This is a genomic window from Actinocorallia herbida (genome assembly GCF_003751225.1).
In the GTDB taxonomy this organism is placed as follows: Bacteria; Actinomycetota; Actinomycetes; order Streptosporangiales; family Streptosporangiaceae; genus Actinocorallia; species Actinocorallia herbida.
Genome location: NZ_RJKE01000001.1, coordinates 9,446,233 through 9,468,786, shown reverse-complemented (window position 1 = coordinate 9,468,786; position 22,554 = coordinate 9,446,233). Strand labels below are relative to the sequence as shown.

The window sequence follows — 22,554 nt, the reverse complement described above, 5'->3', positions numbered from 1 at the left end:
ATGAGCCAGTACACGATCCCGACCGTCGTCGAGCGGACCGACCGCGGCGAACGCGCCTTCGACATCTACTCGCGGCTGCTGTCCGACCGGATCGTCTTCCTCGGCACCGAGATAGACGACGGCGTCGCCAACGTGGTGATGGCCCAGCTGCTGCACCTGGAGTCCGAGAGCCCCGACACCGAGATCGGTCTCTACATCAACTCCCCCGGCGGCTCCTTCAGCGCGCTGACGGCCATCTACGACACGATGCAGTTCGTCCGCCCCGACGTCGCCACCTTCTGCATGGGCCAGGCGTCGTCGGCCGCGGCGGTCCTGCTCGCCGCGGGGGCGCCGGGCAAGCGCGCGGTCCTGCGGCACGCGAAGGTGATGCTGCACCAGCCGTCGAGCCAGTCGCGCGGCACCCTTCCGGACCTGGCCATCCAGGCGAGGGAGGTGGCGCGGGTGCGCGCGGAGATGGACGAGATCCTTGCGCGGCACACCGGGCACCCCGCCTCCAAGATCCGGCGGGACACCGACCGCAGTGTCACCTTCGACGCGTCCGAGGCGGTCGCCTACGGCCTCGCCGACGTCGTCATCTCCAGCCGCAAGGATCTGCCGGTGTGAGCGCGCTGGGCGGCCGTCGTGCTGTCGGCCGCCCAGCCTGCCGAGCCGCGGGTCAGGCCGCCAGGCAGAACACGTCGCCGGGCCCCGCGCGGCGGGCCGCAGGACGCATGATGACGGGGGCGCGACGGGCGCTCATGCCCCGTCCGACCTCGGTGAGGACCTCGCCGAGGTCGACGCTGAGGGCCTCACAGACGGAGGCGAGGACCTCTGAGGACGCCTCCTTACGGCCCCGTTCGACCTCCGACAGGTAGGGCATGGAGATGCGGGCGTGGCGGGCCACGTCAGCGAGGGTCCTGCCCTGCTCGCGGCGCAGGCGGCGCAGTTCGCCGCCCAGCAGGTCGCGCAGCAGCGGTCGTGCGGCGGGCTCCCCGCCCGGCCCGTCCTTCACCAGTTCCAGCATTCGCGGTACTCCCCTGCCCTCGGCGGCCCGCTCGGCGAACCGGCTCGTCGGTCCTTCCTAACCCGGGAGCCGCGGTACGGGAACCCGGTTTCGCATCTGGCGAAGCAGCGGACGAAGACCGGTCGGGGGGTTTACCGGATTCTTGAGTGGGGCTCGCCGTGCCGTGACCGACCGGCCGCCGATGCCGGAAAGCCCTGTGACGTCGAGGATCCGGAAGTTGTCCACAGGCGCTCACGATGCCTCGTGACGTTCCGTGCTTGAGTTGTGGCATGGACGAGAACACGCTGCAGACCGTCGCACTGAACAACGGCGTCACCATGCCCCGGCTGGGCTTCGGGGTGTGGCAGGTCGGCGACGACGAGGCGGTCACCGCCGTCGGCCTCGCGCTCGACGCCGGGTACCGCAGCATCGACACGGCGAGCGCCTACGGCAACGAGCGGGGCGTCGGGCGGGCGGTGCGCGCCGCGGATCTGCCCCGGGACGAGGTGTTCGTGACCACCAAGCTGTGGAACGCCGACCACGGCCACGACGCGGCGCTCAAGGCCTTCGACACGAGCCTCGCGAAACTCGATCTCGAGTACGTCGACCTCTACCTCGTCCACTGGCCCATGCCCGCGCGCGACGACTATGTCGACACCTGGCGCGCACTGGAGCGGATCGCCGGGGAGGGCCGGGCGCGTGCCGTCGGCGTCTCGAACTTCGCGGTGCCGCACCTGGAGCGGCTGGCCGCGGAGACCGGGCTGGTCCCCGCCGTCAACCAGATCGAACTGCACCCTTACTTCACCCAGCCGGAGCTGCGGGCCCACCACGCCGCGCACGGGATCGCCACGGAGGCCTGGAGCCCGCTCGGCCAGGGCCGCGGCCTCCTCGACGACCCGGTCCTCGGCCGCATCGCCGCCGCGCACGACCGCTCCCCAGCCCAGGTCGTCCTGCGCTGGCACCTCCAGAGCGGCAACATCGCCATCCCCAAGTCCGTCACCCCCTCCCGCATCAAGGAGAACCACGCCCTGTCCGACTTCACCCTCACCCTCGAGGACATGGACTCCATCGACGCCCTCGACCGAGACACCCGCTACGGCCCGGACCCACTCCGCTTCAACGCCTCCTGACACCCGCCCGAAAACAGAACGGAGGCCGGTCGGAAACCGGCCCCGCATCAGTCGGAGCCCGCGCGCACTGAACCGCCGCCCGCCGCTGGGACAAGGTCGGTCAGCGCCCACGCTCCCGTTCGGCGCTCGAGCGAGCCGGTCGGAGTCCGCGCGCTGAACCGCCCTCCGCCGCCCAGGCGAGGTCGGTCAGCGCCCACACGCGCCCACGCTCCCGTTCGGCGCTCGAGCGAGCCGATCGGAGCCCTTGCGCTGAACCGCCGTTCGATACCTGGGTGCGAGCCGGTCAGCGCCCATTCCGGGGCCGGTCGGAAGACCGGCGCCGGAATGGGCGGTGTCGGGGCGTACGGCGGTGCTGCTGTTCGGTGCTGGGGCGGGGGCCGGTCTGGGACCGGCCCCCGGGGCGATCAGGAGTCGCCGGTCACGGTGACGTAGGGGTCGGCGGCGTCGCCGGTCTGCCAGATGTACTCCTCGGCGGCGTCGTCGCCGAAGGCGGCGAGGAGGAACCGGGCGGACCAGCGGGCGGCGATCTCGATGCTCTGGGCCTGGGTGAGGGTCTGGCCGGCGACCTCGGGGTCGGCGCCGGCGGGGTTCTGCACGTCGGTGATGCCGTAGTGGTTCGCACCGGTGATCCGGACGATCTGCTTGGGGTCGTCCTGGACGCGCCCGTAGGTCTCCTCGGCGTCGGCGGGGAGCGCGACCCCGTCCTGGAGGCCCTGGACGAGCTGCACCGGGATCTCGTTGTCCACGTCGGCGAAGGCGCCGGTGAGGAACGACTTGTTGTTGGTGCCGAACAGCGACGCGGCCTTCACCTCCGAGGGCCGGTCGTAGACCAGCCCGGTGCAGAAGGGGAAGACGCACTTGCTCTCGGCGACCGACAGGCCGGCGGCCCCGCCGAACGAGTGGCCGAGCAGGCCGATCCGGCTGAGCCGGAACCGGTTGAGCAGGGGCGAGGCCGACCTGTCGTCCTCCTCGCCCATCCAGTCCGCCGTCGCGGCGGCCTGGGACTGCTCCGGATAGAAGTCGAGGTCGAAGAACAGGAGTCGGCGATGGTCGGGCACGACCACGATGAAGCCGTAGGCCGCGACGGCCTCCGCGTAGTCGGCGTAGAAACCGCGCCCGACCTGCGCCCCTTGGAGCATGAGCGCGACGGGCAGCCTCCCGGAGATCCCGGTCGGGTAGTACACGTCGGCGGTATCTCCTCCGACGGTGGTCGTGTACGAGGCGACGGCGGGCACCGCCTGCGCGGGCGCCCCGGGCGCCCCCACCAGCACGGCGCCCAGAACGGCGGGCAGAACGGCTCGGGCCAGAAGTCGAAGCCCCACATTCTCTCCTTCTATCGGAACATCGTTTCTCCCACGAAGACAAAGTTCCGCGATCGGATACGCCATAGTCAATCCCCGGGCACCCGGACAGCCACTTCCGGCCACCCCTGGGAGGGCCGGGGCCGGGACGCCCGGCCGGGGGCAAAGAGGGAGGCTGTGTACTTCTGTAGACGAAGGGGGTCATGAGGCGCAGCGGGGGAGATCTGATGGGGGAGGGCGGGGAAGGCCCGGCGGTCGCCGAGGGGCTGGAGGCGGTCTCCGACGCGGCGGTAGCCGACGAGCTCGCCGTCGAGCTCGACCGCGCCGGAGTCGACCGTCTCCAGGCAGTTCACACAGCGCGGGAAGGTCGACCTGCCCGCACCGGAGGGTCCGATGAGCGCGGCGTCGGGAGTACCCCTTGGCACGACCACCCCAAGGGGTACTCCCTACGTGGAGTACGAGGTGCCGAACCCGGCGGCCTCGGCCGCGATGCGCCACCGGTGCGCGGACCTCGACGACTTCCAGATCCAGCTCCGCGAGCCCGGCGATCTGGTCTCGCCGCGGCGCAGGTTCCTCGAGGAGTTCGGCGAGGGCGTCCACCACCTCGGTTTCGAGGCCCCTGACCTCGTCGCCGCCGAACGGCGCGCCCGCGCCCAGGGCCTGGGCGCGATCGCGCGAGGACGGCACCGGCTTCTGCCGGCTCGGCACCCGGGCGGGCGCGGGCGTCGTCCTGGAACTCCGCCGCGCCCGGGCCCGAGCCACCCGGAATCCCGGTCCCGCCCCGGGTCGGAGCGGGGTTCCGGGGCGGGGCATGATCGGGGTAGCGTGACCTTGTCCGGCCGGACAGGCGGACGTGGAATGCGGACCGGGAGAGGGGGTGAGTCGCATCAGCGGTCTTCGTCGGTGCGGGCACTCCCCGGTCGGGCACGCGATGGCGCCCGCGTAGGACGCGTTAGGGAGTGCCCCGGAAACAACCGGAAGGTACCCATGTCGACACTGCCGTCAGATGTGTCATTGCTCGCCGGAATCACCGCGTCGCTGCGGAAGGCCGGCTGTGTGTTCGCCGAGGAAGAGGCGGCGATACTGGCCGCCTCGGCGCGGTCCGCGGGAGAGCTGCGGGCCATGGCCGCGCGGCGGGCGGACGGGGCGCCGCTCGAACATGTCGTGGGGTGGGCGGAGTTCGCCGGTCTGCGGATCGCGGTCGCGCCCGGGGTGTTCGTGCCGCGCAGGCGGACGGAGTTCCTGGTCGCGGAGGCGGCCCGGCTACTGCCCGAGCACGCCGTCGTCGTCGACCTGTGCTGCGGCTCCGGGGCGCTCGGCGCCGCGCTGCACGCCGCGGGCAAGGGGGTCGAACTGCACGCCGCGGACATCGATCCCGCGGCGGTGGCCTGTGCGCGCGGGAACGTCCGCGGCACCGTCCACCAGGGCGACCTCTTCGAACCGCTGCCCGCACGACTGCGCGGACGGGTCGACGTCCTCTTGGCTAACGTTCCTTACGTCCCGTCCGATCAGATCGCGCTGCTGCCGTCTGAGGCCCGTGACCACGAGGCCCGCACCGCCCTCGACGGCGGACCCGACGGCCTCGACGTGCTGCGCCGCGTCGCCGCGGCCGCCCCGCGCTGGCTCGCTCCCCGAGGCCGCCTGCTGGTCGAGACCGGCGAACACCAGACCTCCGCCGCCGTCGCCGCCTTCACCGCCCACGGCCTCACCGTCCACGTCGCCTCCGCGCCCGACTACGACGCCACGGTCCTCATCGCCACCCTCCCCCGACCCCACCCGGCGCACGCGGAGGAGGCGTGAACGAGGGCTCGTGGGGTGCGGGGTGACGGGGTTCGGAGGTGAAGTTTCGGGGTGGTTTGGTGGAGGGTGGGTGGCGGTGGGGTGGCGTTAAAGGGGATTGGTCCGGCGGGGCGGGCGGTCTGGGGTATGGGCTGAGAAACTGAGCTATATGGTGCGATGCGGAGTACCTGCGTCTGATTCCTGGAGGGGAAGATTTCCGCCGCGCGTCTGGCTGCCTGCCTTGCCCTTGTGCTGTTCGCGCTGAACGGGTGCTCCGACAACGCCGCGCCACCGGAGGAGGGGCTTCCGGGACTCGGGGCGGTGTCGGCCATCACGAAGGACGAGGAGATCCGGCTTCCGCTCGACTACTTCTCGCCCGACGCCCGGGAGAACGACGACATCGTCCTCGCCGAGGAGTATCTGGGGCGCAAGTGCATGGGGGGCTTCGGGCTCACCTACCCGGCGAAGCCGCTGCGGCAGGCCGCCTATTCGAGCATCGTGCACCCCGGGCTCTTCGGGCTCATCGATCCGGCCCTCGTCAAGTACGGATACGGTCCCGTGCTCGCGCCGGACGGCTGGGACGAGCCGACGGCGCCGGTCCAGACCCGTCCGGCGAGCGCGGTCGAAGAGGACGTGTGGACGGGCAGGGTCAAGGAGTACGAAGGAAAGGCGGTCCCGCAAGGGGGCTGCCTCACCGAAGGGCGAAAGCAGCTCGGCGGTACGGCCGACCTGTTCTGGCCGAAGAACGAACTCGAGGCCGAGGCCGTGAAGCTCGCCGAGAAGGATCCCCGCACAGCGGAGGTCACGCAGGCGTGGTCCGCGTGCATGCGGGACGCGGGCTACTCCTACGCGTCGCCCGCCGAGGCGGCCTCCGACGCGCAGTGGCTGGTGCCCGGCCCGCCGAGCCCCTCGGAGGTCTCCGCCGCGGCCGCGGACGTCGGCTGCAAGACCCAGGTGAACTACGCGGGCATGCGCATGGCGGTCCTCACCGCCTACGAGATGCGGCTGGTCCGCCTGCACAAGGCGCGGCTGACGACGCACAAGCTCGAGCTGTCCCTGCGGCTGGCCAAGGCCCAGGAGCTCCTCGGCCGCGCGGACGTCGACGACTTCTGACGGTGTCCGTTTCCCGCCGCAGGGAAACGGACACCGACCGACTCCGGCACCACCCCTGACCTCAGCCTTCACCTGGGTCAGGGTGCCAACCATTGCCTAAAACCGGAACGCCGTCATAGCCTGCGGAACAGTGTTCCCATATGACCACCCGGTCGTGGAAACATCCGGACCAGTTGGGCGCGTCTGGTCGGGGCTTACCCCTATGCCCTATCCCGCAGGAGAGACAGTGCAGATCAAGTTCTCCCGGGTCGCCGCGGCCGTCACCGCCGCCGTCGGCACCCTCCTCGCCTCGGTCGTCGCCGCCCCCTCGGCGAGCGCCGCGACGGCGTGCTCCGGCTACTCCTCCGCCACCACGGCCTGCGTCATCGAGTCCGCCTCCATCGGCGGCACGAGCTACGACGTGACCTGGTACCTGCCGACCGGCACCGCCTCGGCCCTGATGCTCGTCCAGCACGGCTTCAGCCGCTCGTGCGCCAACCAGCGCGGCACGAGCAAGGCCATCGCCGAGAAGGGCGTGATGGTCTTCTGCGTCGACGCCGACATGACCGGCGGCAACCCCGCGCTGGGCGCCACGCTCGGCGACACGCTCGCCGCCCGCGCCCTCACCCCGCCGAGCGGCAAGGCGCTGCCGGTGAACTACGTCGTCGGCGGGCACTCCGCGGGCGGCCACTTCGCGTCCGAGGTGGGCGCGCAGATCGCCGCCGACGGCTACGGCGGGCTGAAGGGCGCGATCCTCTTCGACGCCGTCGCGAGCAGCGACTTCACCGCGAACCTCCAGGCCATCTCCGCAGGCGCGACCCGTCCCGTCCTGCAGATCGCGGCCCGGCCCAGCGTCATCAACCTGTTCAACAACTCCTTCGGCGCCCTCGCCGACCTCGGGGCCGGCTTCGTCGGCATCCAGCTCGTCTGGACCGGCTACCTCTCCGGCACCCCCTACGGCGGCAGCTGCCACATCGACTCCGAAGGCGAGAACACCGACGCCCTCGGCGTCGCCGGCGCCCTGTGCTCCCCGAGCACCACGCAGACCTCCCGCCTGCGCGACTTCGCTTCGGCCTGGGCCAAGGACCTCGCCACCGGTACCTACACGTCCTCGTACTACTGCGCCGACGCCGACGTCCTCACCACCTGCGGCACCAAGGCCCTGACCGTCCTCGGCGGCACGCTCCCCTACGCCGCCGTGATCCCCAACTCCTGACCTTTTATGGTCGTTCCTTAGTCGCTCCGGTGATCGGGCGTTCGGGATCCCTGCGCCCGATCACACCGGGGTGATTCCCCTTCATGGCCCGTGGCCGGGGGCCGGGCTGGAACCCCCTCTTGGACTCCGCAGGGGGCGTGGCCTGCGCTGAGGCGGAAACGCCTTCGGGGCGGGTGGAGCCGCTTTCGGGGACGAAGGGTGCGTTCCGGAACTCCGGGGTGGTCTGGGGCGTCGGATCGGGGCGGGGATCTCCCGCGCGGGGGACAATGCGCGGGGCGGCGCGGGTCGGCGCCGGCGGCGACGAGAAGGCGGAGTGATGATCGACGGAGTGCGGTATCTCGGGCGCGGGATCGGGTGGGTGGCCAAGAGGCCGTCCCAGTGGGTGTTCGGGCTCATTCCGGCGGTGCTGACGCTCTTGCTGTTCGGGTGGCTGCTGGTGTGGTTCGGGTTCAAGGCCGATGATCTCGCCGCGTGGCTCACCCCGTTCGCCGACGGGTGGGCGGCCGGGCTGCGCGACGCGGTCCGGATCATCGCCGGGGTCGCGCTGTTCGCGGGCGGCGCGTTCGTTTCGCTGCTGCTCTTCACCGCGGTCACGCTGATGATCGGCTCCCCGTTCTATGAGGAACTCTCCCTGCGCGTCGAGCGTTCTCTCGGTGGGCAGGTCCCCGAGTCCGACGAGCCGTTCTGGCGGAGCATCGTGCGCGGGGTGAAGGACGCGGCCGTCCTCGGCGTCATCGCGCTGGGTCTCGGTGTCGTGTTCTTCGCGCTCGGGTTCATTCCCGTGATCGGGCAGACGGTCGTGCCGATCGTGGCGCTGGTCGTCTCCGGGTACTTCCTGGCGGGCGAGCTCACCGGCATCGCGATGGACCGCCGGGGACTGCGCCGCAAGGAGCGGTTCGCGGTGCTGCGCACGGTCCGGGGCCGCACCCTCGGCTTCGGCGCGGCGACGGCGGTGGTGTTCCTCATCCCGCTCGGCGCCGTGCTGTTCATGCCCGGCGCGGTCGCCGGGGCCACTCTGCTGGCCAGGGACGCGTGCGAAGACGACACATCACCGGGTTACAAGGTTGCATGAACGATCGATGATTCTCTGGAACTTTTCGCCATATTTTCGTCGTGTCCGGTAGCGTGCTTCGGGCAGGAACAGGTCGACCCCGAGGTGAGGGATGCAGGACGGACGGCGCGACAACGCGATGTACAAGGCGCTCCGGCGCAGGGGAGCACACCTGCTAGAGGCCGTACGGCCTCCGGGAGTGGCGCTCAAGCGGAAGGCGCCATTGCCCGACCGGTCCGCCTCGCGTCTCGTCGATTCGCCGGTCTTCCTTCTCTCATCGGTACGGTCGGGGTCGACCCTCCTGCGCGTCCTGCTGAACAGCCACTCGCGCATCCGGGCCCCGCACGAGCTGCACCTGCGCACCCTCAAGGTGGAGCCGAGCCGCGAGTTCTCCGAGGACGTCATGGACGCGCTGGGGCTGACCCGCACCGAGCTGGAGCACCTGCTGTGGGACCGGATCCTGCACTATGAGCTGGTCAGCACGGGCAAGGACGTGATCGTCGACAAGACCCCGGCGAACGCCCTGATCTGGCAGCGGATCTCCTCGGTCTGGCCGAACGCCCGCTACGTCTTCCTCCAGCGGCATCCCGCGTCCGTCGTGGAGTCGGTGCTGAACCGCCGCAAGAACGCCGACCGGGCCGAGGTCGTCAAGGAGGTCCTCGACTACGTCACCGGTGTCGAGGAGGCCCGGCGGATGCTCGACGGCGTCACCGTGAAGTACGAGGACCTCACCGCCGATCCGGCGCGCGAGACCCAGCGGATCTGCGCCTACCTGGGCCTGCCCTGGGAGGAGTCGATGCTGGACTACGGCGCGAAGGACCACGGCCCGATCCGGCCGGTCTTCGGCGACTGGAGCAAGAACATCAAGTCCGGCAAGGTCCAGCCGGCCAGGCCGCTTCCCCGCGAGGAGGACGTGCCGGCCGATCTGCGGGACATCGCCCGCGCCTGGGGCTACCTGTCCTGAGCCCCGCGCAGCCTGGCGGCCTTCAGTGACGTGTGCAGCAGCAGCCTGTCGGCGCCCGAGTCCAGGTCGAGGCCGGTGAGTGCGGTCACTCGGCCCAGCCGGTAGTAGAGGGTCTGCCGGTGGATCGTGAGGGCCGCGGCCGTGCGCTGGGCGTTGCCCGCCTCGTCCAGGTAGGTCTCGACGGTCTCGCGCAGCGCCGCGTGCGCCGGGTCGAGCAGCGGCGCGACGGCCGGGTCGGGCTCCGGGAGCGCCGTGAGCATCCGGTACGGGCCGAGATCCGCCCAGGCCGCGACCGGCCCGCTGACCGTCCGCGCCACCCGGTGGGCGAACTTCGCCTCCTCCAGGGCTTCCCTGGCCAGCGCGAAGCCGCGCCGCGGCCCGCTCACCCCCGCGATCACACCGAGCCGGGCGGCGGTCTCCCGGGCTTCGGCGGCCCGCAAGACGAGCACGTCCCCTGTGCCGAGCACCCCGGCGGGGATCTGCGCACCAGGGGCGTACAGCACCGCGTACGCGGTGCCCGCCAGCGGATGCCCCGCGAGCATCGCGGCCGCGGCGGCCCGCTCCTCCTGCGCCGCCGACAGCAGGCCCTCCAGGGCCCGCGACGGACTCGCGGCGAGTTTCGCCCCGGACTCGGCCGCCAGCTCCATCGCGGCGCCGAGCCGGGGGTCGTCGAGACCGATCTCACCCTCGTCCAGCAGCCACAGATACCCGTAGGTGACGCCCCGGTGCCGCGCCGGTAGGCACAGCCGCGCCTTGGTCCCCGCGACGGGGTCGGCGGGCGTCCTCAGCGGCACGGTCGCCCGGGCGATGCCGAACGACTCGAACCAGGCCCTGACCCGGGCGTCGGAGCCCCGTCTCAGGATGGACCCGAGCCGCACGGGGTCGAGGTCCCCATGCTGGGCCGCGAAGGCCACCAGCCGGAAGTCGCGGTCCTCCAGGGTGGCGGGGGCGCCGAGCAGATCCGAGACGGCGTCGGTCAGCTCCTGGAAATCCCTCTCGTACACATGTCCAAAGTACTCGTGACCGTTGTCGATGGCCGCCGCGCGTGGCCCTGCCTAGGGTCGGGAACATCCGCGAAAAGGAGGTGTCCCTCGTGCTCGGTCCGATCCTGCTCTCCGCCGCCCGCAGCCAGACGCTGCGTCGTTTGGTCTCGGCGAGCCCGCTGACCCGTCCCGTCGTCGACCGGTTCGTGGCCGGGGAGACCCTTCCCGACGCGCTCGGCGCGGTCCGCGAGGGCGCCGCCGACGGCATCGACGCGACCTTGGACTTCCTCGGTGAGGACATCACCTCCGAGGCCGAGGCGCTGGCCAACCGCGACGCCTACCTCCGGCTGCTGGAGGCCCTGGGCACCGAGGGCCTCGCCGCCCGGGCGGACGTGTCGGTGAAGCTGTCGGCGTTCGGCCAGTCGCTGCGCGAGGACCTGGCGCTGGAAGGGGCCCGGCGCGTCGCCGAGGCGGCCCGCGCGGTCGGCAGCACCCTCACCCTGGACATGGAGGACCACACGACGGTCGACTCCACCCTCGGCATCCTCGGCGAACTGCGCAAGGACCACCCCGAGACGGGCGCGGTCCTCCAGTCGTACCTCTTCCGCACCGAGGACGACGCCAAGGCGCTCGCCCACGAGGGCTCCCGGGTCCGGCTGGTCAAGGGCGCCTACAAGGAGCCCGCCGAGGTCGCCTTCCAGCACAAGTCCGAGGTCGACCGGAACTACGTGCGGCTGCTGAAGATCCTCATGGCGGGCGGCGGCTACCCGATGATCGGCAGCCACGACCCGCGCATGATCGAGATCGCCAAGACCCTCGCCACCCGCAACGGCCGCACCATCGACTCCTACGAGTTCCAGATGCTCTACGGCATCCGGACCGAGGCCCAGCACAAGCTCGTCAACGAGGGTCACCGGGTCCGCGCCTACGTGCCCTACGGCGGCGACTGGTACGGCTACTTCATGCGCCGGCTCGCCGAGCGCCCCGCCAACCTGGTGTTCTTCCTGCGCTCCTTCACCACGCGTTCCTGACGTCGAGGACACGCGCAGCACCATGACACCGAGTGACAACTCGTTCACTCGACGCCATAACGGGCTACCCGGGAGTGTGCACCGGGGGCCGAGCATGTTACTTAACCAAAGTAACTATTTCGCTCGACCCCCGGCAGGAGCCCCCTTGACCAGCACGGTCCCCGACGCGCCCACCACCGAAGAAGACCGACAACCCACGCCGGGCGAGGGAACGGCGCCTGCGGGCAGGTCCGTCTGGATCACCCTCATCGCCCTCGCCCTCGCCGGATCCGTCGTCTCCATCCAGCAGACCCTCGTCATCCCGCTGCTGCCGACGATCTCGGCGACCTTCGACGTGGCCGTGACCGACGTCACCTGGCTGTTCACCGCCTCGCTGCTGGCCGGCGCCGTCGCCACGCCGCTGCTGTCGCGGTTCGGCGACATGTACGGCAAGAAGCCGATGATGCTGCTGACCCTCGGCCTCCTCGCCGCCGGGTCCGTCATCTGCGCGCTGTCGGCCGACCTCGGCGTCCTCATCTTCGGCAGGGCGGTCCAGGGCGTCAGCGCCGCGATGATCCCCCTGGCCATCGGCACGATCCGCGACACGTTCCCGCGCGAGCGCGTCATGAGCGCGATCGGCATCGTCAGCGCCACCCTCGGCGTCGGCGGCGCGGTCGGCATGCTCATCACCGGCCTGATCTCCAGCCACACCCCCGACCACCACCCCGTCTTCTGGGTCGCCGCGGGCGCCGCGGTCCTCGCGTTCGCGCTGGTGGTCCTCGTCGTGCCGAACGGCGGGGTACGGCACGGCGGCAGGCCCGACCTCGCCGGAGCCGCGCTCCTCGCCGTCGTGCTCGTCTGCCTGCTGCTGGCCATCAGCCAGGGCAACTCCTGGGGCTGGACCTCGCCGCGGGTGCTCGGGCTGTTCGCCGCCGCGCTCGTGCTCGGCGCGGGCTGGGTGGTGCTGGAGACGAAGGTGGCCGAGCCGCTGGTGCGGATGAGCATCCTCATCGGCCGCAAGTCGCTCTCCGCGAACATCGCCTCGGTGTTCCTCGGCTTCTCCATGTACGGGTCGTTCACGCTCATCGCGGCCCTCGTCCAGGCCTCGCCGGAGAAGGTCGGGTACGGCCTGGGTGGAACGGTCCTCACCGTCGGCCTGGTGGCGCTGCCGAACACCGTGGCCATGGTCGGCGCCTCTTTCCTGTGCGGCCGCCTCGCGGCCCGCATCGGCGCGGCCTACACGCTCGCGCTCGGCTCGGCGGTGGCGGGGGCGTCCTACCTCACCTTGGCGCTGTGGCACTCGACGGTGCGGGACTTCCTCATCTTCAACTTCCTGCAGGGCCTCGGCTTCGGCATCGCCTACGCCTCGATCGGCACCCTCGCCGTCCAGCATGTCCCGATGGACTCCAGCGGCATCGCCAGCGGCATCAACGTGCTGGTGCGCACCGCCGGAGGCAGCGTCTCCGCCGCGATCGGCGCGGCCATCCTCACCGGCGGCGGCCTCGTGCCGACGATCGGGGACTACGTGCTGTGCCTGTACATCGTGCTCGGCGGATCGGTGGGCGCGGCCGTCGTGGCCGCCGTCCACGGGTTGCGCCACCGCGACTGACCGCGGCACCGCCCCCTGTTCCACCGCAGCGCGGCGCCCGCCTGGGCGCCGCGCCGGGGCGGATTCCCGTTCAGCGCCTTCAGAGGGCCTTCACCGCGGAGACGAACGTGCGGAAGGACGGGCGGGCGAACGCCAGCGCGGGAGCCTGGGGGTTCTTGCTGTCCCGCACCCCGACAGCCGTGGTGCGCGCGGCCGAGCCGACCTCCACGCAGGCGCCGTTCTGGGCGCTGTGGCTGCTCTTCCGCCAGGCGACGCGAGAGTTGTCCGACATCTTTTGACTGTTCCTTCACGGGTTGGGTCCGCGCGCGTCGTCGCCCTCGTCGATGATCTGCCGAATGACTTCCACCGATGATTCCGGGGACAGCGCCGCCGCGCGGAGTTGATCGTAAATCTCCGTGTATTCCAGGAGATCCGCGGCTTCTTCAAGATAGATCGAGCCGCGGCGGAACTGAAGGTACACGATGGAGGGATCGCGTCGGGCCGGAAAGTTCAATATATGAAAACTTCCGTCGACGGCCGCGTGTGCGCCTGCCGAGAAAGGCAGGATCTGCAATGTCACATTACGGGGCTCGCACAGGTCGATCAGCCTCATGAGCTGGTCTTTCATCACCTGCCGACCGCCGACGAGGCGGCGCACGGCCGTCTCGTTGAGAATGATCCACAATCGTGGGGCATCCGGACCCCTCAGCCTTTCCTGGCGCTTTGTCCGGACTTCTACTCGGCGATCCTTCTCCGTCGCGCTTTCTTCGGGAAGAAGTGGATCGACCCGCAGGAGCGCCCGGAAATAATCCTCGGTCTGAAGCAGGCCGGTGATCAGTTCGTGCTCGTAGATGAGGATGTCGGACGCTTCCTCTTCCAATCCGACATAAGTCTCGAACCAGATGGGAATGGAAGAACGCGGCTTCTGCCACCAGCCGCGCAGCCGGCTCTCTCGCGCCAGGGTCATCAACTGCTCCGAATGCTCGTCGGCGAGGCCGTAGTAGAGGCACAGGGCCCGCACGTCGTTGACCTTCGGCGCGTGGCTGGCCTGTTCGATCCGGTAGACCGTCGTGCGCGGCACGTTCGAACCCTTCGCCACTTCGTCGAGGTTCGCCTGGCGCTCGGACCTGAGTTTGCGCATCACGGCGGCCAGACGCCGTCTGCGTACCGTCGGACTTGTCCGTCCCATCACCATGTGGACACTCCCGCGTACCTCGTCCTGGACCCGGGGGAGGCCCAGTTTGGAATATTCCAGCGAAGCGCTTTACATGACGCCCCGTCGCGTCCCACACTCAGAGCGTAGCGACACGGATAGCGCTGCGGGCGCGGATCTCAGGGGGTTCCGGCTATGGACCGGCCGAAGTTGAGAGCACGACAATGCTGACGGCCACGCGCGTCACGATGCCGGGGGTGCCCGAGCAGGCACGGGTGGCGCGCAGATGGCTCGCGGGATGGCTGGGTGAGGAGCACCCGGCCCACTACGCCGCGATCCAGCTTCTGTCCGAGGCGTTCGGGAACAGCGTGCTGTACGCGCTCCCGGGCGGCCAGATCGAGCTGGGGGCGGAGCTGGGCGACCAGCAGGTGCGGGTGGAGGTGGTGGACGCCGGCGGGGGCGGCGACCCGGTGCCGGGCCAGGACCCGGCGGGCGACGCGGAGAGCGGCAGGGGGCTGTTCATCCTCGACGCGCTCGCCAAGGAATGGGGCTGGGAGCGCCTGCCGGACACCCGGCTGCGCTTCTGGTTCACCGTCGGCTTCTGACCCGCCGCCGCGTGCCGGGGCTCCCGCATGCGGGAGGGTGCGGAACCCGGGCCGCGCGCGTCATGGGGGCCGCGCGGGCCGGAACACGCAGGTGCGGGTCGGGAGGCCGCGCGGATGCCGACGTGCGGGCATACCGAAGGCGGGCACGTCGAGAACGGGCGCGGCATCTGCCTCGCCCGTGTCCTCGGCCCGCGACGGTGTGCGGCCGCCGCGCCCTTCGCCGCGGCCGGGACCGGTCCACGGGGCGTGCGCCCCGGACGGGCCCGGCCGGCCGGGGGCTAGAACAGGCCGGTGCGCCAGGTCGGGTGGGCGGGGGCCCAGCCGAGGGACTTGGCCTTGGCGTTGGAGGCGGGACGGCCCGTCGCGGCGGCGTGCCTGCCCGCCTTGGGCTCGGCGGCGCCCAGCGCCGCGGCGTAGCCCGGCACCCAGTCATCGGCGGTGGCGGGATCGTCGTCGACGATGTTCACCGGGCCCGCCGCCCAGTCGAGGGCCGCGACCGTGGCGTCGGCGGCGTCCTCCACGTGGACGAACGAGGTCCAGGCCGGGCCGCGCGACAGTTCGCCGTCCCGCACCTTGGCCGCGAACTCGCCGTCGGCGGCGTACCAGGTGCCCGGGCCGTAGAACGCGCCATAACGCAGCACGACGCCCCGCGGCATCTCCGCGACGGCCTCCTCCAGCGCGACGACGCTCTTGTACGGCGGCAGGCTCGGGTCGAGGTCGTCGGTCTCGACCGCCGCCGCCTCGCCGCGCACGTACAGCCAGGCGATGCTCTGCGCGATCATCGTCTCCACGCCCGCCGCCTTGGCCGCGTCGACGAGGTTGCGGGTGCCGTTGATGCGCAGCAGCCCGTTGGCCTCGAAGTCGCGGTCGGACAGATCGGTGAGCTGGTGAATGACCACGTCCGGGCGCTCGGCCTTGACCGCCTTCTTGAGCTTGCGCGCGTCGAGGACGTCGACGATGACGGGGTGGGCGCCCATCTCCTCGATGTGCCTGCCGCCCTCGCGCCGCCGCGACGTGCCGGACACCTCGTGTCCGGCCGCGATGAGCTTCGGCACCAGGGCACGGCCGATCACACCGTTGGCTCCGGCAAGAAAGATCTTCATTTCGGGGGGACCTCCAGGAGTCTCACTTCTGTGTGGTCACCTGCGGACCAAGCCCAAGCTATCCCGTCTTGACGCTGTCTGGCGACCACCGCGTCCCGGGTTTGCGCACTCGGTGTAGTCCCATGGTCACCACAAGGCTCAGCAGTCCCAGGCCGGTGAGCACGGCGAGTGCGGTGGGCACGGCGTCCTCGCCGAAGACGGCGGCGCCCAGCGCGGCGTAGCCGAAGGTCGAAGGAACCGCGCCGATACCGGAGCCGATGAGGAAGTCGCGGTAGCGCGCGGCCGAGGTGCCGAAGGCGTAGGAGACGAGCCCGTAGTTGGAGACCGGCAGGAACCTGACCGTGATGACGCCGAGGATTCCGTTGCGGCCGAGCCATCCGTCGATCCTGGCGAGCCGCGCCGCGACGCGTCCGCGCCATCCGTCCGGACGGGCGGCCAGGACCGTGTCGACGTACTCGCGGCCGAGCAGCCTGCCGATGAGGAACGCCGTGCTCGCGCCGAGCAGCGCCCCGGCCAGCACGTAGGCCATGCCGGGGCCGAGGCCGAAGAGGAGCCCTGAGACGAAGGCGAGCGCGGTGCGCGGGAACATCGCCATGATCAGCAGCGTGCTGCCGAGGACGGCGAGCACCGGCCCGAGCGGGCCGGCGTCGGCGACCGCCGCGGTGATGCCCGCGCGGTCGGGCAGCGCGAAGGCCGACAGTGCGGCGGCGGCGAGCACGCCCGCGACCAGCAGCGCGAAGCGCACGGCCGGTCTCTTCAAGGCGGCTCTCCCGCCACGCGCCTGAGGCGCGGGTGCGGAAACCGGGCTGTTCATGGTGGTAGCAGCGTAACCGCCGAGTGCGGCAGACTGCGCCGGTGACCTCGGTGACCCGCGCTGACCTCATGGCCCGCTACGGCGTCGGCCGCAGCACCCTGGAGAAATGGTTCAGGGAGCGCGCCGAGAACGGCCATCCCGAGCCGGACGGGGCCGGCGGCCGCACGCTGACGTGGGACGCCGACGCCTGGCACGCCTGGTACACCGCGCGGGAAGCCTCCCCCGCCGCGCCCGAGGGCCTGTTGTCCCGGGAAGGGCTCGCCGCAAGGCACGGGCTGTCCAAGCACGCGTTGAAGGAGCTGTGGGCGGCCCGAGAGACGAACGGGCACCCTCAGCCCGCACTCGTCAAGGGGAAGGCCCTCTACTGGGACGGCGACGCCTGGGCGGCCTGGTACCGCGCTCTTCCCACCGGGCCGGAGCCCGACCCCGACGCGTTGGTCACCCTCGCCGAGGCAGGGCGCCTGCTCGGCTTGTCCCCGGGTTCGGTGACGGTGTACGCGAGCCGTCCTCCGAAGGGCTGGCCCGCACCGGTGGAAGAGGTGGCCCTCGGCGGAGGAAGGGTGCGCCGTCTCTACCGACGGGATGACGTGCTCTCCTACCGCCGTGCCCAAGATCGCTGACCGGACCGAGCAAGCCCGCGCTGACCTTAGAGTGGGAAGGCTGGCTAAGGTCCGGAGAGGGGTACAGGGTGTCCACCGTCAAGGCGAAGATCGACGAGGTCTCGGCAGAGGCCGCGCGGCGGCGCACCTTCGCGGTGATCAGCCACCCGGACGCCGGAAAGTCCACGCTCACCGAGGCGCTGGCCGTCCAGGCCGCGGCGATCTCGACCGCGGGCGCGGTGCACGGCAAGGGCGACCGCGCCGGCGTCACCTCCGACTGGATGGAGATGGAGCGCAGCCGAGGCATCTCGATCACCTCGTCGGTGCTGCGGTTCGATTACCACGGCGCGCTGCTGAACCTCCTGGACACCCCGGGCCACGCCGACTTCTCCGAGGACACCTACCGCGTGCTGTCGGCCGTCGACGGCGCGGTCATGCTGCTGGACTCCGCGAAGGGCCTCGAGGCGCAGACCCTCAAGCTGTTCGACGTCTGCAAGCACGGCAACGTGCCGATCCTGACCTTCGTCAACAAGTGGGACAGGCCGGGCCGTGAGCCGCTGGAGCTGCTGGACGAGGTCGAGCAGCGGATCGGCCTGCACGCCGCCCCGCTGAACTGGCCGGTCGGCATCGCGGGCGACTTCCGCGGCCTGATCAGCCGGGCCGACGGCTCGTTCACCAAGTTCGTGCCGGGCATCGGCGGCGCCAAGGCCCAGGCCGTCCGGATGTCGGCGGAGGACGCCGCGGCCGAGCTCGGCGACGTCTGGGAGACCGCGATGGAGGAGCTCACCCTCCTCACCGAGATCGGCGCGGAACTCGACGAGGAGGCCTTCACCGGCGGGATCTCCACGCCCGTCCTGTTCGGCGCCGCGCTCCCCCAGTTCGGGGTGAGCGCCCTGCTGGACGCCCTCACCACCTACGCCCCGCCGCCCGCCGCCCGCAAGGACGCCGAGGGCGACCGCCGGCCGCTGGACACGCCGTTCTCCGGCCAGGTCTTCAAGGTCCAGGCAGGGATGGACAAGGCGCACCGCGACTCGCTGGCCTTCATCCGGGTCTGCTCCGGCCGCTTCGAGCGCGGCATGACCCTCACCATGGGTTCGACCGGCCGCGGCCTGGTCACCAAGCACGCCCAGACCGTCTTCGGCCGGGACCGCACGACCGTCGACACCGCCTACCCGGGTGACGTCATCGGCCTGCCGAACACGCACGGCCTGACCGTGGGCGAGTCCCTGTACGAGGGCAGCCCGGCCGTCTCCTACCCGGCGATCCCCGCGTTCGCGCCGGAGCACTTCATGGTGTGCCGGGCCAAGGACGTCGGCAAGTACAAGCAGTTCCGGCGCGGCATCGAGCAGCTCGACAGCGAGGGCGCGGTGCAGGTGCTGCGCAGCGACATCCGCGGCGACCAGGCCCCGGTCCTCGCGGCCGTCGGCCCGCTCCAGTTCGAGGTCGTCGCGCACCGGATGGAGCACGAGTTCAACTCGCCGGTGAACCTCAACGGCCTGGACTTCTCCGAGTGCCGTCTGACCGACGCCGAGTCGGCCGAGCAGCTCGCGAAGATGCGCGGCGTCGAGGTCTTCAAGCGCTCCCTCACCGGCGATCTCGTCGTGCTGTTCGCCGACAAGTGGCGCCTTCGCGCGATCGAGCGCGAGCACCCGGACCTCAAGATCGAGCAGATGCTCGCCGCCGGCCAGTACTGAGGCCCGCGCACTGACATTTGTCATGCCGACCCGGTGATCGGCGGCACTGACCCGCAGGGTGCCCCGGTTTCTACCGTAAGGGGCATGGAAGCGATCAGATTTTCGCAGGTGCACAAGTCCTTCGGGTCGGTGCGAGCGGTCGACGGGCTCGACCTCGAGCTCCCGGCCGGGGGGAGCGTCGCGCTGCTCGGGCCGAACGGGGCGGGCAAGAGCACCTCGATCGGCATGCTGCTGGGGCTGGTCAAGGCGGACTCCGGCACGGTCGACGTGCTCGGCGCGACCCCTGCCGAGGCCGTCGACCGCGGGTGGATCGGGGCGATGCTCCAGGAGGCGGAGCTGCCCGAAGGGCTGACCGTCAAGGAGATCGTCGCCTTCGTGGGCGGGCTCTACCCCGAGCCGCTGCCGCTGGGCGAGGTGCTGGAGATGGCCGACCTCACCGACCTCGCCGGACGCCGGGTGACGCGGCTGTCGGGCGGGCAGGCCCAGCGGGTGCGGTTCGCGATGGCGATCGCGGGCGCCCCGCGCGTCCTCGTGCTGGACGAGCCGACCGCGGCGATGGACGTCGAGTCACGCCGCGCGTTCTGGACGGGAATCCGCGGATACGCCGCCTCCGGCCGGACCGTCCTGTTCGCCACCCACTACCTGGAAGAGGCCGACGAGAACGCCGACCGGGTCGCCGTGATCGCCCGGGGGCGGGCGGTCGCCGACGGCACGCCCGCGGAGATCAAGCGGCTCGCGGGCGGCCGGAGGGTCCGGTTCACCCTCGGCGACCAGCCTTCCGCGGGCCTCGACCGGCTGCCCGGCGTCGTCGAGGTGCTGGTGCAGGGCCACTCGGCCGTGCTGCGCACCACGGACTCCGACGCCACCGCCGCCGCGCTGTTCACCGAGAGCGGCCTGCGGATCAAGGACCTGGAGATCACCGGGGTCGGCCTCGAAGAGGCGTTCCTGACCCTCACCTCCTCCTGACCCCTCCCCCGGAACCCCCGCACCCCCTTAAGGACCTGTGATGCTCTCCTACCTGCGCCTCGAAATCGTGCGCGCCCTCCGCGACCGCCGCTTCCTCTTCTTCACCCTCGCCTTCCCCGTTCTCCTGTTCCTGCTGCTGTCCAGCGTCTACGGCGGCGACGGCCAGACCGACGACGCCACCGGGCTGACGGCGGCGCTGTACATGATGGTGGCCTTCGGCTCGTACGGCGCGATCGGCGCCGCGCTGAACTCCACCGGGCCCCGGCTGGCGCTGGAGCTGCGCGGCGGCTGGCTGCGGCAGCTCCGGCTCACCCCGCTGGCCGCCTGGAAGGTGATCACCGTGCGGATCCTCACCGCCCTCGTCGTCTCGCTTCCCTCGCTCGCCCTGGTGGGCCTCGCGGCGGCGGTCTTCCAGGACGTCCGCCTGCCGGCGCTCCGCTGGGCGGTGCTCCTCGTCGTCCTCGCCCTCGGCACCCTCCCCTTCGCCGCGCTCGGCGTCCTGATCGGCACCGCGGTCAAGGCGGACCTGGCCCAGCCCGTCACGCTGATGCTCTACACGCTGATGGCGATCGTGGGCGGCCTGTGGCTGCCGGTCTCGCAGCTCCCGGACTTCCTCCAGGACGTCGCGCCCTGGACCCCCGCGAACCGGATGGGCCGCCTCGGCTGGGACCTCGTCGCCGGGCACGCCCCGGACGCCGCGACCCTGGGGGTCCTCGCCGGATGGACCGTCCTGCTGGGCGCCCTCGCCATCGTCGCCTACCGCCGCACTACCGTGTCCGCGTGATGTCCACCTTGTCCGGCCTGCTTCGTCTTGGGTCCGGGGCGAAACGGAAGAGGGTCGCCTCTGTCCGTCTCGTCCGGGCCCTCGGCCTTTCCCTGGGATTCCTCTACGCCCTTCCCCAGGTCCACCAGATCGCCGTGCTCGGCGGCGCGCGGGGCCTCACGGCGATCGTGGTGTTCGTCCTGTTCACGCTGCTGTACTTCGGGCTCGGCCTGTACCGCGACGCCTGGCAGCGGGCTCGTCCGGTCCTGCGCTGGACCCTGTACGGTGCGTTCGTCGTGCTGTGCGCGGCGGCACCCTTCGTCTTCGGGCCCGGGATGGACGGCACCCCCGTGTACGCGGGCGTCATCTCGGCGCTCCTCCTGTCCGGGCGGCCCGCGATCGCGGCGGTGTGCCTCGCCGCGGCAGGCGCCGCCGCCGTCGCGATCCGGGACGGCGCCGACACCGACACCGTCCTGATCTTCGCCGGGACGACGTTCGGCCTCGGCGTGCTCCTGCTGAACTACCGGCACTCGCGTGAGCTCGTCGGGCAGCTCCGGGCCGCGCGCGCCGAGGTCGCCGTGCTGGCCGCCGCCGAGGAGCGGCTGCGGATCGCCCGCGACCTGCACGACCTGCTCGGCCACAGCCTGTCCCTGATCGTGCTGAAGAGCGAGCTGGCGGGACGGCTGGCCGACCGCGACCCGGCCGCCGCCGTGCGCGAGATCCGGGACGTCAACGCGGTCGCCCGGGAGTCCCTGAGGGACGTGCGCGAGACCGTCACCGGCTACCGGAAGCGGACCCTCGCCGAGGAGCTCGACTCGGCGCGCGGCGTGCTCACCGCCGCAGGAGTGGAGCCGGTGCTGCGGACGTCGGGGACGCCGCTGCCGGAACCCGCGGACGCGCTGTTCGCGTGGGCCGTCCGCGAGTGCGTCACCAATGTGGTGCGGCACGCACGGGCGACCCGCTGCGAGATCACCGTGTCGGCGACGCGGCTGGAGGTCGCCGACGACGGAAGGGCGAGCGCACCCGTGGTCGCCGGGAACGGGCTCGACGGCCTGCGCGAGCGCGCCGCGGAGCTGGGCGGCACCGTGGAGACCTCGGTGCGCCGCCCCGGCGGATTCGTCGTTAGAGTCGGCCTGTGATCCGAGTGCTGCTCGCCGAAGACCAGGCGATGGTGCGCGGCGCCCTCGCCAGCCTGCTGTCCCTGGAGGACGACCTCGAGGTCGTCGCGACGGCCGGGGACGGCGCGGAGGCCGTCGCACGCGCGGTGGAGCTGCGCCCGGACGTGGTGCTGCTGGACATCGAGATGCCGCGGATGGACGGGCTGACGGCCGCCGCCGAACTGCACGGCAAGGTCCCGGAGTGCCGGGTGGTGATCCTCACGACGTTCGGCCGGCCCGGCTACCTGCGCCGCGCGATGGAGGCGGGCGCCGCCGCGTTCCTGGTGAAGGACAGCCCCGCCGAGGAACTCGCCGCCGCGATCCGCCGGGTCCTGGCCGGAGAGCGCGTCATCGACCCGGCCCTCGCCGCCGCCGCCCTCAGCTCCGGCCCGAACCCGCTGACGTCCCGGGAGGGCGACGTCCTGCGCGCCTCCCGCGACGGCTCGTCCATCGCCGACATCGCCCGCCTCCTGCACCTGTCCGAGGGCACCGTCCGCAACTACCTGTCGTCCGCCATCGGCAAGACCGGCACCCGCAACCGCATCGAGGCCGAAGAACGGGCCCGCCTGCACGGCTGGCTGTGACCCCGGCCCTTCTTCTCGCG

Annotated in this window: 23 protein-coding genes; 16 read left to right on the top strand and 7 right to left on the bottom strand. The window is 71.5% G+C overall.

Annotation, left to right across the window (positions count from 1 at the left end):
- On the top strand, positions 1-603 hold the full coding sequence (locus tag EDD29_RS43185; RefSeq protein ID WP_123669903.1) for a ClpP family protease: 603 nt from the start codon (positions 1-3) through the stop codon (positions 601-603).
- Between the two features lie 52 nt (positions 604-655).
- Here EDD29_RS43185 and EDD29_RS43180 read toward each other — a convergent pair whose 3' ends face one another.
- Positions 656-1,003, bottom strand: coding sequence for a helix-turn-helix domain-containing protein (locus EDD29_RS43180; RefSeq protein ID WP_123669902.1), 348 nt, complete (start codon positions 1,001-1,003; stop codon positions 656-658).
- Positions 1,004-1,287: 284 nt separating this feature from the next.
- Between EDD29_RS43180 and EDD29_RS43175 the strand changes: the two genes are divergently transcribed.
- Entirely contained in the window at positions 1,288-2,112 is an 825-nt protein-coding gene (locus EDD29_RS43175; protein ID WP_281281045.1) for an aldo/keto reductase, read from the top strand.
- A gap of 404 nt (positions 2,113-2,516) precedes the next feature.
- Here the strand turns inward: EDD29_RS43175 and EDD29_RS43170 are convergent, their stop codons facing one another.
- Positions 2,517-3,434: an alpha/beta hydrolase family protein gene (locus EDD29_RS43170; RefSeq protein WP_170201805.1), complete on the bottom strand. Its 918-nt coding sequence runs from the start codon at positions 3,432-3,434 to the stop codon at positions 2,517-2,519.
- Between the two features lie 966 nt (positions 3,435-4,400).
- Between EDD29_RS43170 and EDD29_RS46095 the strand changes: the two genes are divergently transcribed.
- The 5 genes from EDD29_RS46095 to EDD29_RS43140 all read left to right on the top strand — a co-directional run bounded on the left by EDD29_RS46095 (position 4,401) and on the right by EDD29_RS43140 (position 9,515).
- Positions 4,401-5,213, top strand: a complete 813-nt coding sequence (locus EDD29_RS46095) for a putative protein N(5)-glutamine methyltransferase (RefSeq protein ID WP_170201804.1) — start codon at positions 4,401-4,403, stop codon at positions 5,211-5,213.
- Positions 5,214-5,441: 228 nt separating this feature from the next.
- On the top strand, positions 5,442-6,305 hold the full coding sequence (locus tag EDD29_RS43155) for a hypothetical protein (RefSeq protein ID WP_123669897.1): 864 nt from the start codon (positions 5,442-5,444) through the stop codon (positions 6,303-6,305).
- Between the two features lie 226 nt (positions 6,306-6,531).
- Positions 6,532-7,500: a hypothetical protein gene (locus tag EDD29_RS43150; protein WP_123669896.1), complete on the top strand. Its 969-nt coding sequence runs from the start codon at positions 6,532-6,534 to the stop codon at positions 7,498-7,500.
- 316 nt (positions 7,501-7,816) lie between these two features.
- Positions 7,817-8,572, top strand: a complete 756-nt coding sequence (locus tag EDD29_RS43145; RefSeq protein ID WP_123669895.1) for an EI24 domain-containing protein — start codon at positions 7,817-7,819, stop codon at positions 8,570-8,572.
- A 91-nt stretch (positions 8,573-8,663) separates the two neighbouring features.
- Positions 8,664-9,515, top strand: coding sequence for a sulfotransferase family protein (locus tag EDD29_RS43140; protein WP_123669894.1), 852 nt, complete (start codon positions 8,664-8,666; stop codon positions 9,513-9,515).
- Here EDD29_RS43140 and EDD29_RS43135 read toward each other — a convergent pair.
- Complete coding sequence (locus tag EDD29_RS43135; RefSeq protein WP_123669893.1) at positions 9,503-10,519, bottom strand: PucR family transcriptional regulator; 1,017 nt, start codon at positions 10,517-10,519, stop codon at positions 9,503-9,505. The two genes, EDD29_RS43140 and EDD29_RS43135, sit on opposite strands and share 13 nt — an antisense overlap.
- 89 nt (positions 10,520-10,608) lie before the next feature.
- Between EDD29_RS43135 and EDD29_RS43130 the strand changes: the two genes are divergently transcribed.
- Together EDD29_RS43130 and EDD29_RS43125 are read left to right on the top strand one after the other, a co-directional pair.
- Positions 10,609-11,529, top strand: coding sequence for a proline dehydrogenase family protein (locus tag EDD29_RS43130; protein ID WP_123671053.1), 921 nt, complete (start codon positions 10,609-10,611; stop codon positions 11,527-11,529).
- Between the two features lie 145 nt (positions 11,530-11,674).
- Positions 11,675-13,117 carry an MFS transporter gene (locus EDD29_RS43125; protein WP_246053321.1) on the top strand — a complete coding sequence of 481 codons (1,443 nt, stop codon included), beginning with the start codon at positions 11,675-11,677 and terminating at the stop codon, positions 13,115-13,117.
- 79 nt (positions 13,118-13,196) lie between these two features.
- Here EDD29_RS43125 and EDD29_RS43120 read toward each other — a convergent pair whose 3' ends face one another.
- A complete protein-coding gene (locus EDD29_RS43120; protein ID WP_123669891.1) occupies positions 13,197-13,388 on the bottom strand; it encodes a DUF397 domain-containing protein in 192 nt (63 codons plus the stop codon).
- Positions 13,389-13,403: 15 nt separating this feature from the next.
- Positions 13,404-14,291 carry a helix-turn-helix domain-containing protein gene (locus EDD29_RS43115; RefSeq protein ID WP_246053320.1) on the bottom strand — a complete coding sequence of 296 codons (888 nt, stop codon included), beginning with the start codon at positions 14,289-14,291 and terminating at the stop codon, positions 13,404-13,406.
- A 182-nt stretch (positions 14,292-14,473) separates the two neighbouring features.
- Here EDD29_RS43115 and EDD29_RS43110 point away from each other — a divergent pair, with 182 nt between their 5' ends.
- Positions 14,474-14,854 carry an ATP-binding protein gene (locus EDD29_RS43110; protein WP_123669890.1) on the top strand — a complete coding sequence of 127 codons (381 nt, stop codon included), beginning with the start codon at positions 14,474-14,476 and terminating at the stop codon, positions 14,852-14,854.
- A gap of 278 nt (positions 14,855-15,132) precedes the next feature.
- On the opposite strand, the gene EDD29_RS43105 is transcribed toward EDD29_RS43110, so the two are convergent.
- Together EDD29_RS43105 and EDD29_RS43100 are read right to left on the bottom strand one after the other, a co-directional pair.
- Complete coding sequence (locus EDD29_RS43105) at positions 15,133-15,957, bottom strand: NAD-dependent epimerase/dehydratase family protein (protein ID WP_123669889.1); 825 nt, start codon at positions 15,955-15,957, stop codon at positions 15,133-15,135.
- A 58-nt stretch (positions 15,958-16,015) separates the two neighbouring features.
- Complete coding sequence (locus tag EDD29_RS43100; protein WP_170201803.1) at positions 16,016-16,717, bottom strand: TVP38/TMEM64 family protein; 702 nt, start codon at positions 16,715-16,717, stop codon at positions 16,016-16,018.
- A gap of 95 nt (positions 16,718-16,812) precedes the next feature.
- Between EDD29_RS43100 and EDD29_RS43095 the strand changes: the two genes are divergently transcribed.
- The 6 genes from EDD29_RS43095 to EDD29_RS43070 all read left to right on the top strand — a co-directional run bounded on the left by EDD29_RS43095 (position 16,813) and on the right by EDD29_RS43070 (position 22,534).
- Positions 16,813-17,391: a helix-turn-helix transcriptional regulator gene (locus EDD29_RS43095; protein ID WP_246053319.1), complete on the top strand. Its 579-nt coding sequence runs from the start codon at positions 16,813-16,815 to the stop codon at positions 17,389-17,391.
- A gap of 68 nt (positions 17,392-17,459) precedes the next feature.
- Positions 17,460-19,064, top strand: coding sequence for a peptide chain release factor 3 (locus EDD29_RS43090; RefSeq protein WP_246053318.1), 1,605 nt, complete (start codon positions 17,460-17,462; stop codon positions 19,062-19,064).
- Positions 19,065-19,148: 84 nt separating this feature from the next.
- The gene (locus EDD29_RS43085) at positions 19,149-20,030 is read left to right on the top strand and encodes an ABC transporter ATP-binding protein (protein ID WP_123669887.1); all 882 of its coding nucleotides are present in this window, start codon (positions 19,149-19,151) and stop codon (positions 20,028-20,030) included.
- 40 nt (positions 20,031-20,070) lie between these two features.
- Positions 20,071-20,814, top strand: a complete 744-nt coding sequence (locus EDD29_RS43080; RefSeq protein WP_123669886.1) for an ABC transporter permease — start codon at positions 20,071-20,073, stop codon at positions 20,812-20,814.
- The gene (locus tag EDD29_RS43075; RefSeq protein WP_246053710.1) at positions 20,814-21,932 is read left to right on the top strand and encodes a sensor histidine kinase; all 1,119 of its coding nucleotides are present in this window, start codon (positions 20,814-20,816) and stop codon (positions 21,930-21,932) included. The genes EDD29_RS43080 and EDD29_RS43075 overlap by 1 nt, the downstream gene beginning before the upstream one ends.
- Complete coding sequence (locus EDD29_RS43070; protein WP_170201801.1) at positions 21,929-22,534, top strand: response regulator transcription factor; 606 nt, start codon at positions 21,929-21,931, stop codon at positions 22,532-22,534. The genes EDD29_RS43075 and EDD29_RS43070 overlap by 4 nt, the downstream gene beginning before the upstream one ends.
- Positions 22,535-22,554: the final 20 nt, after the last annotated feature.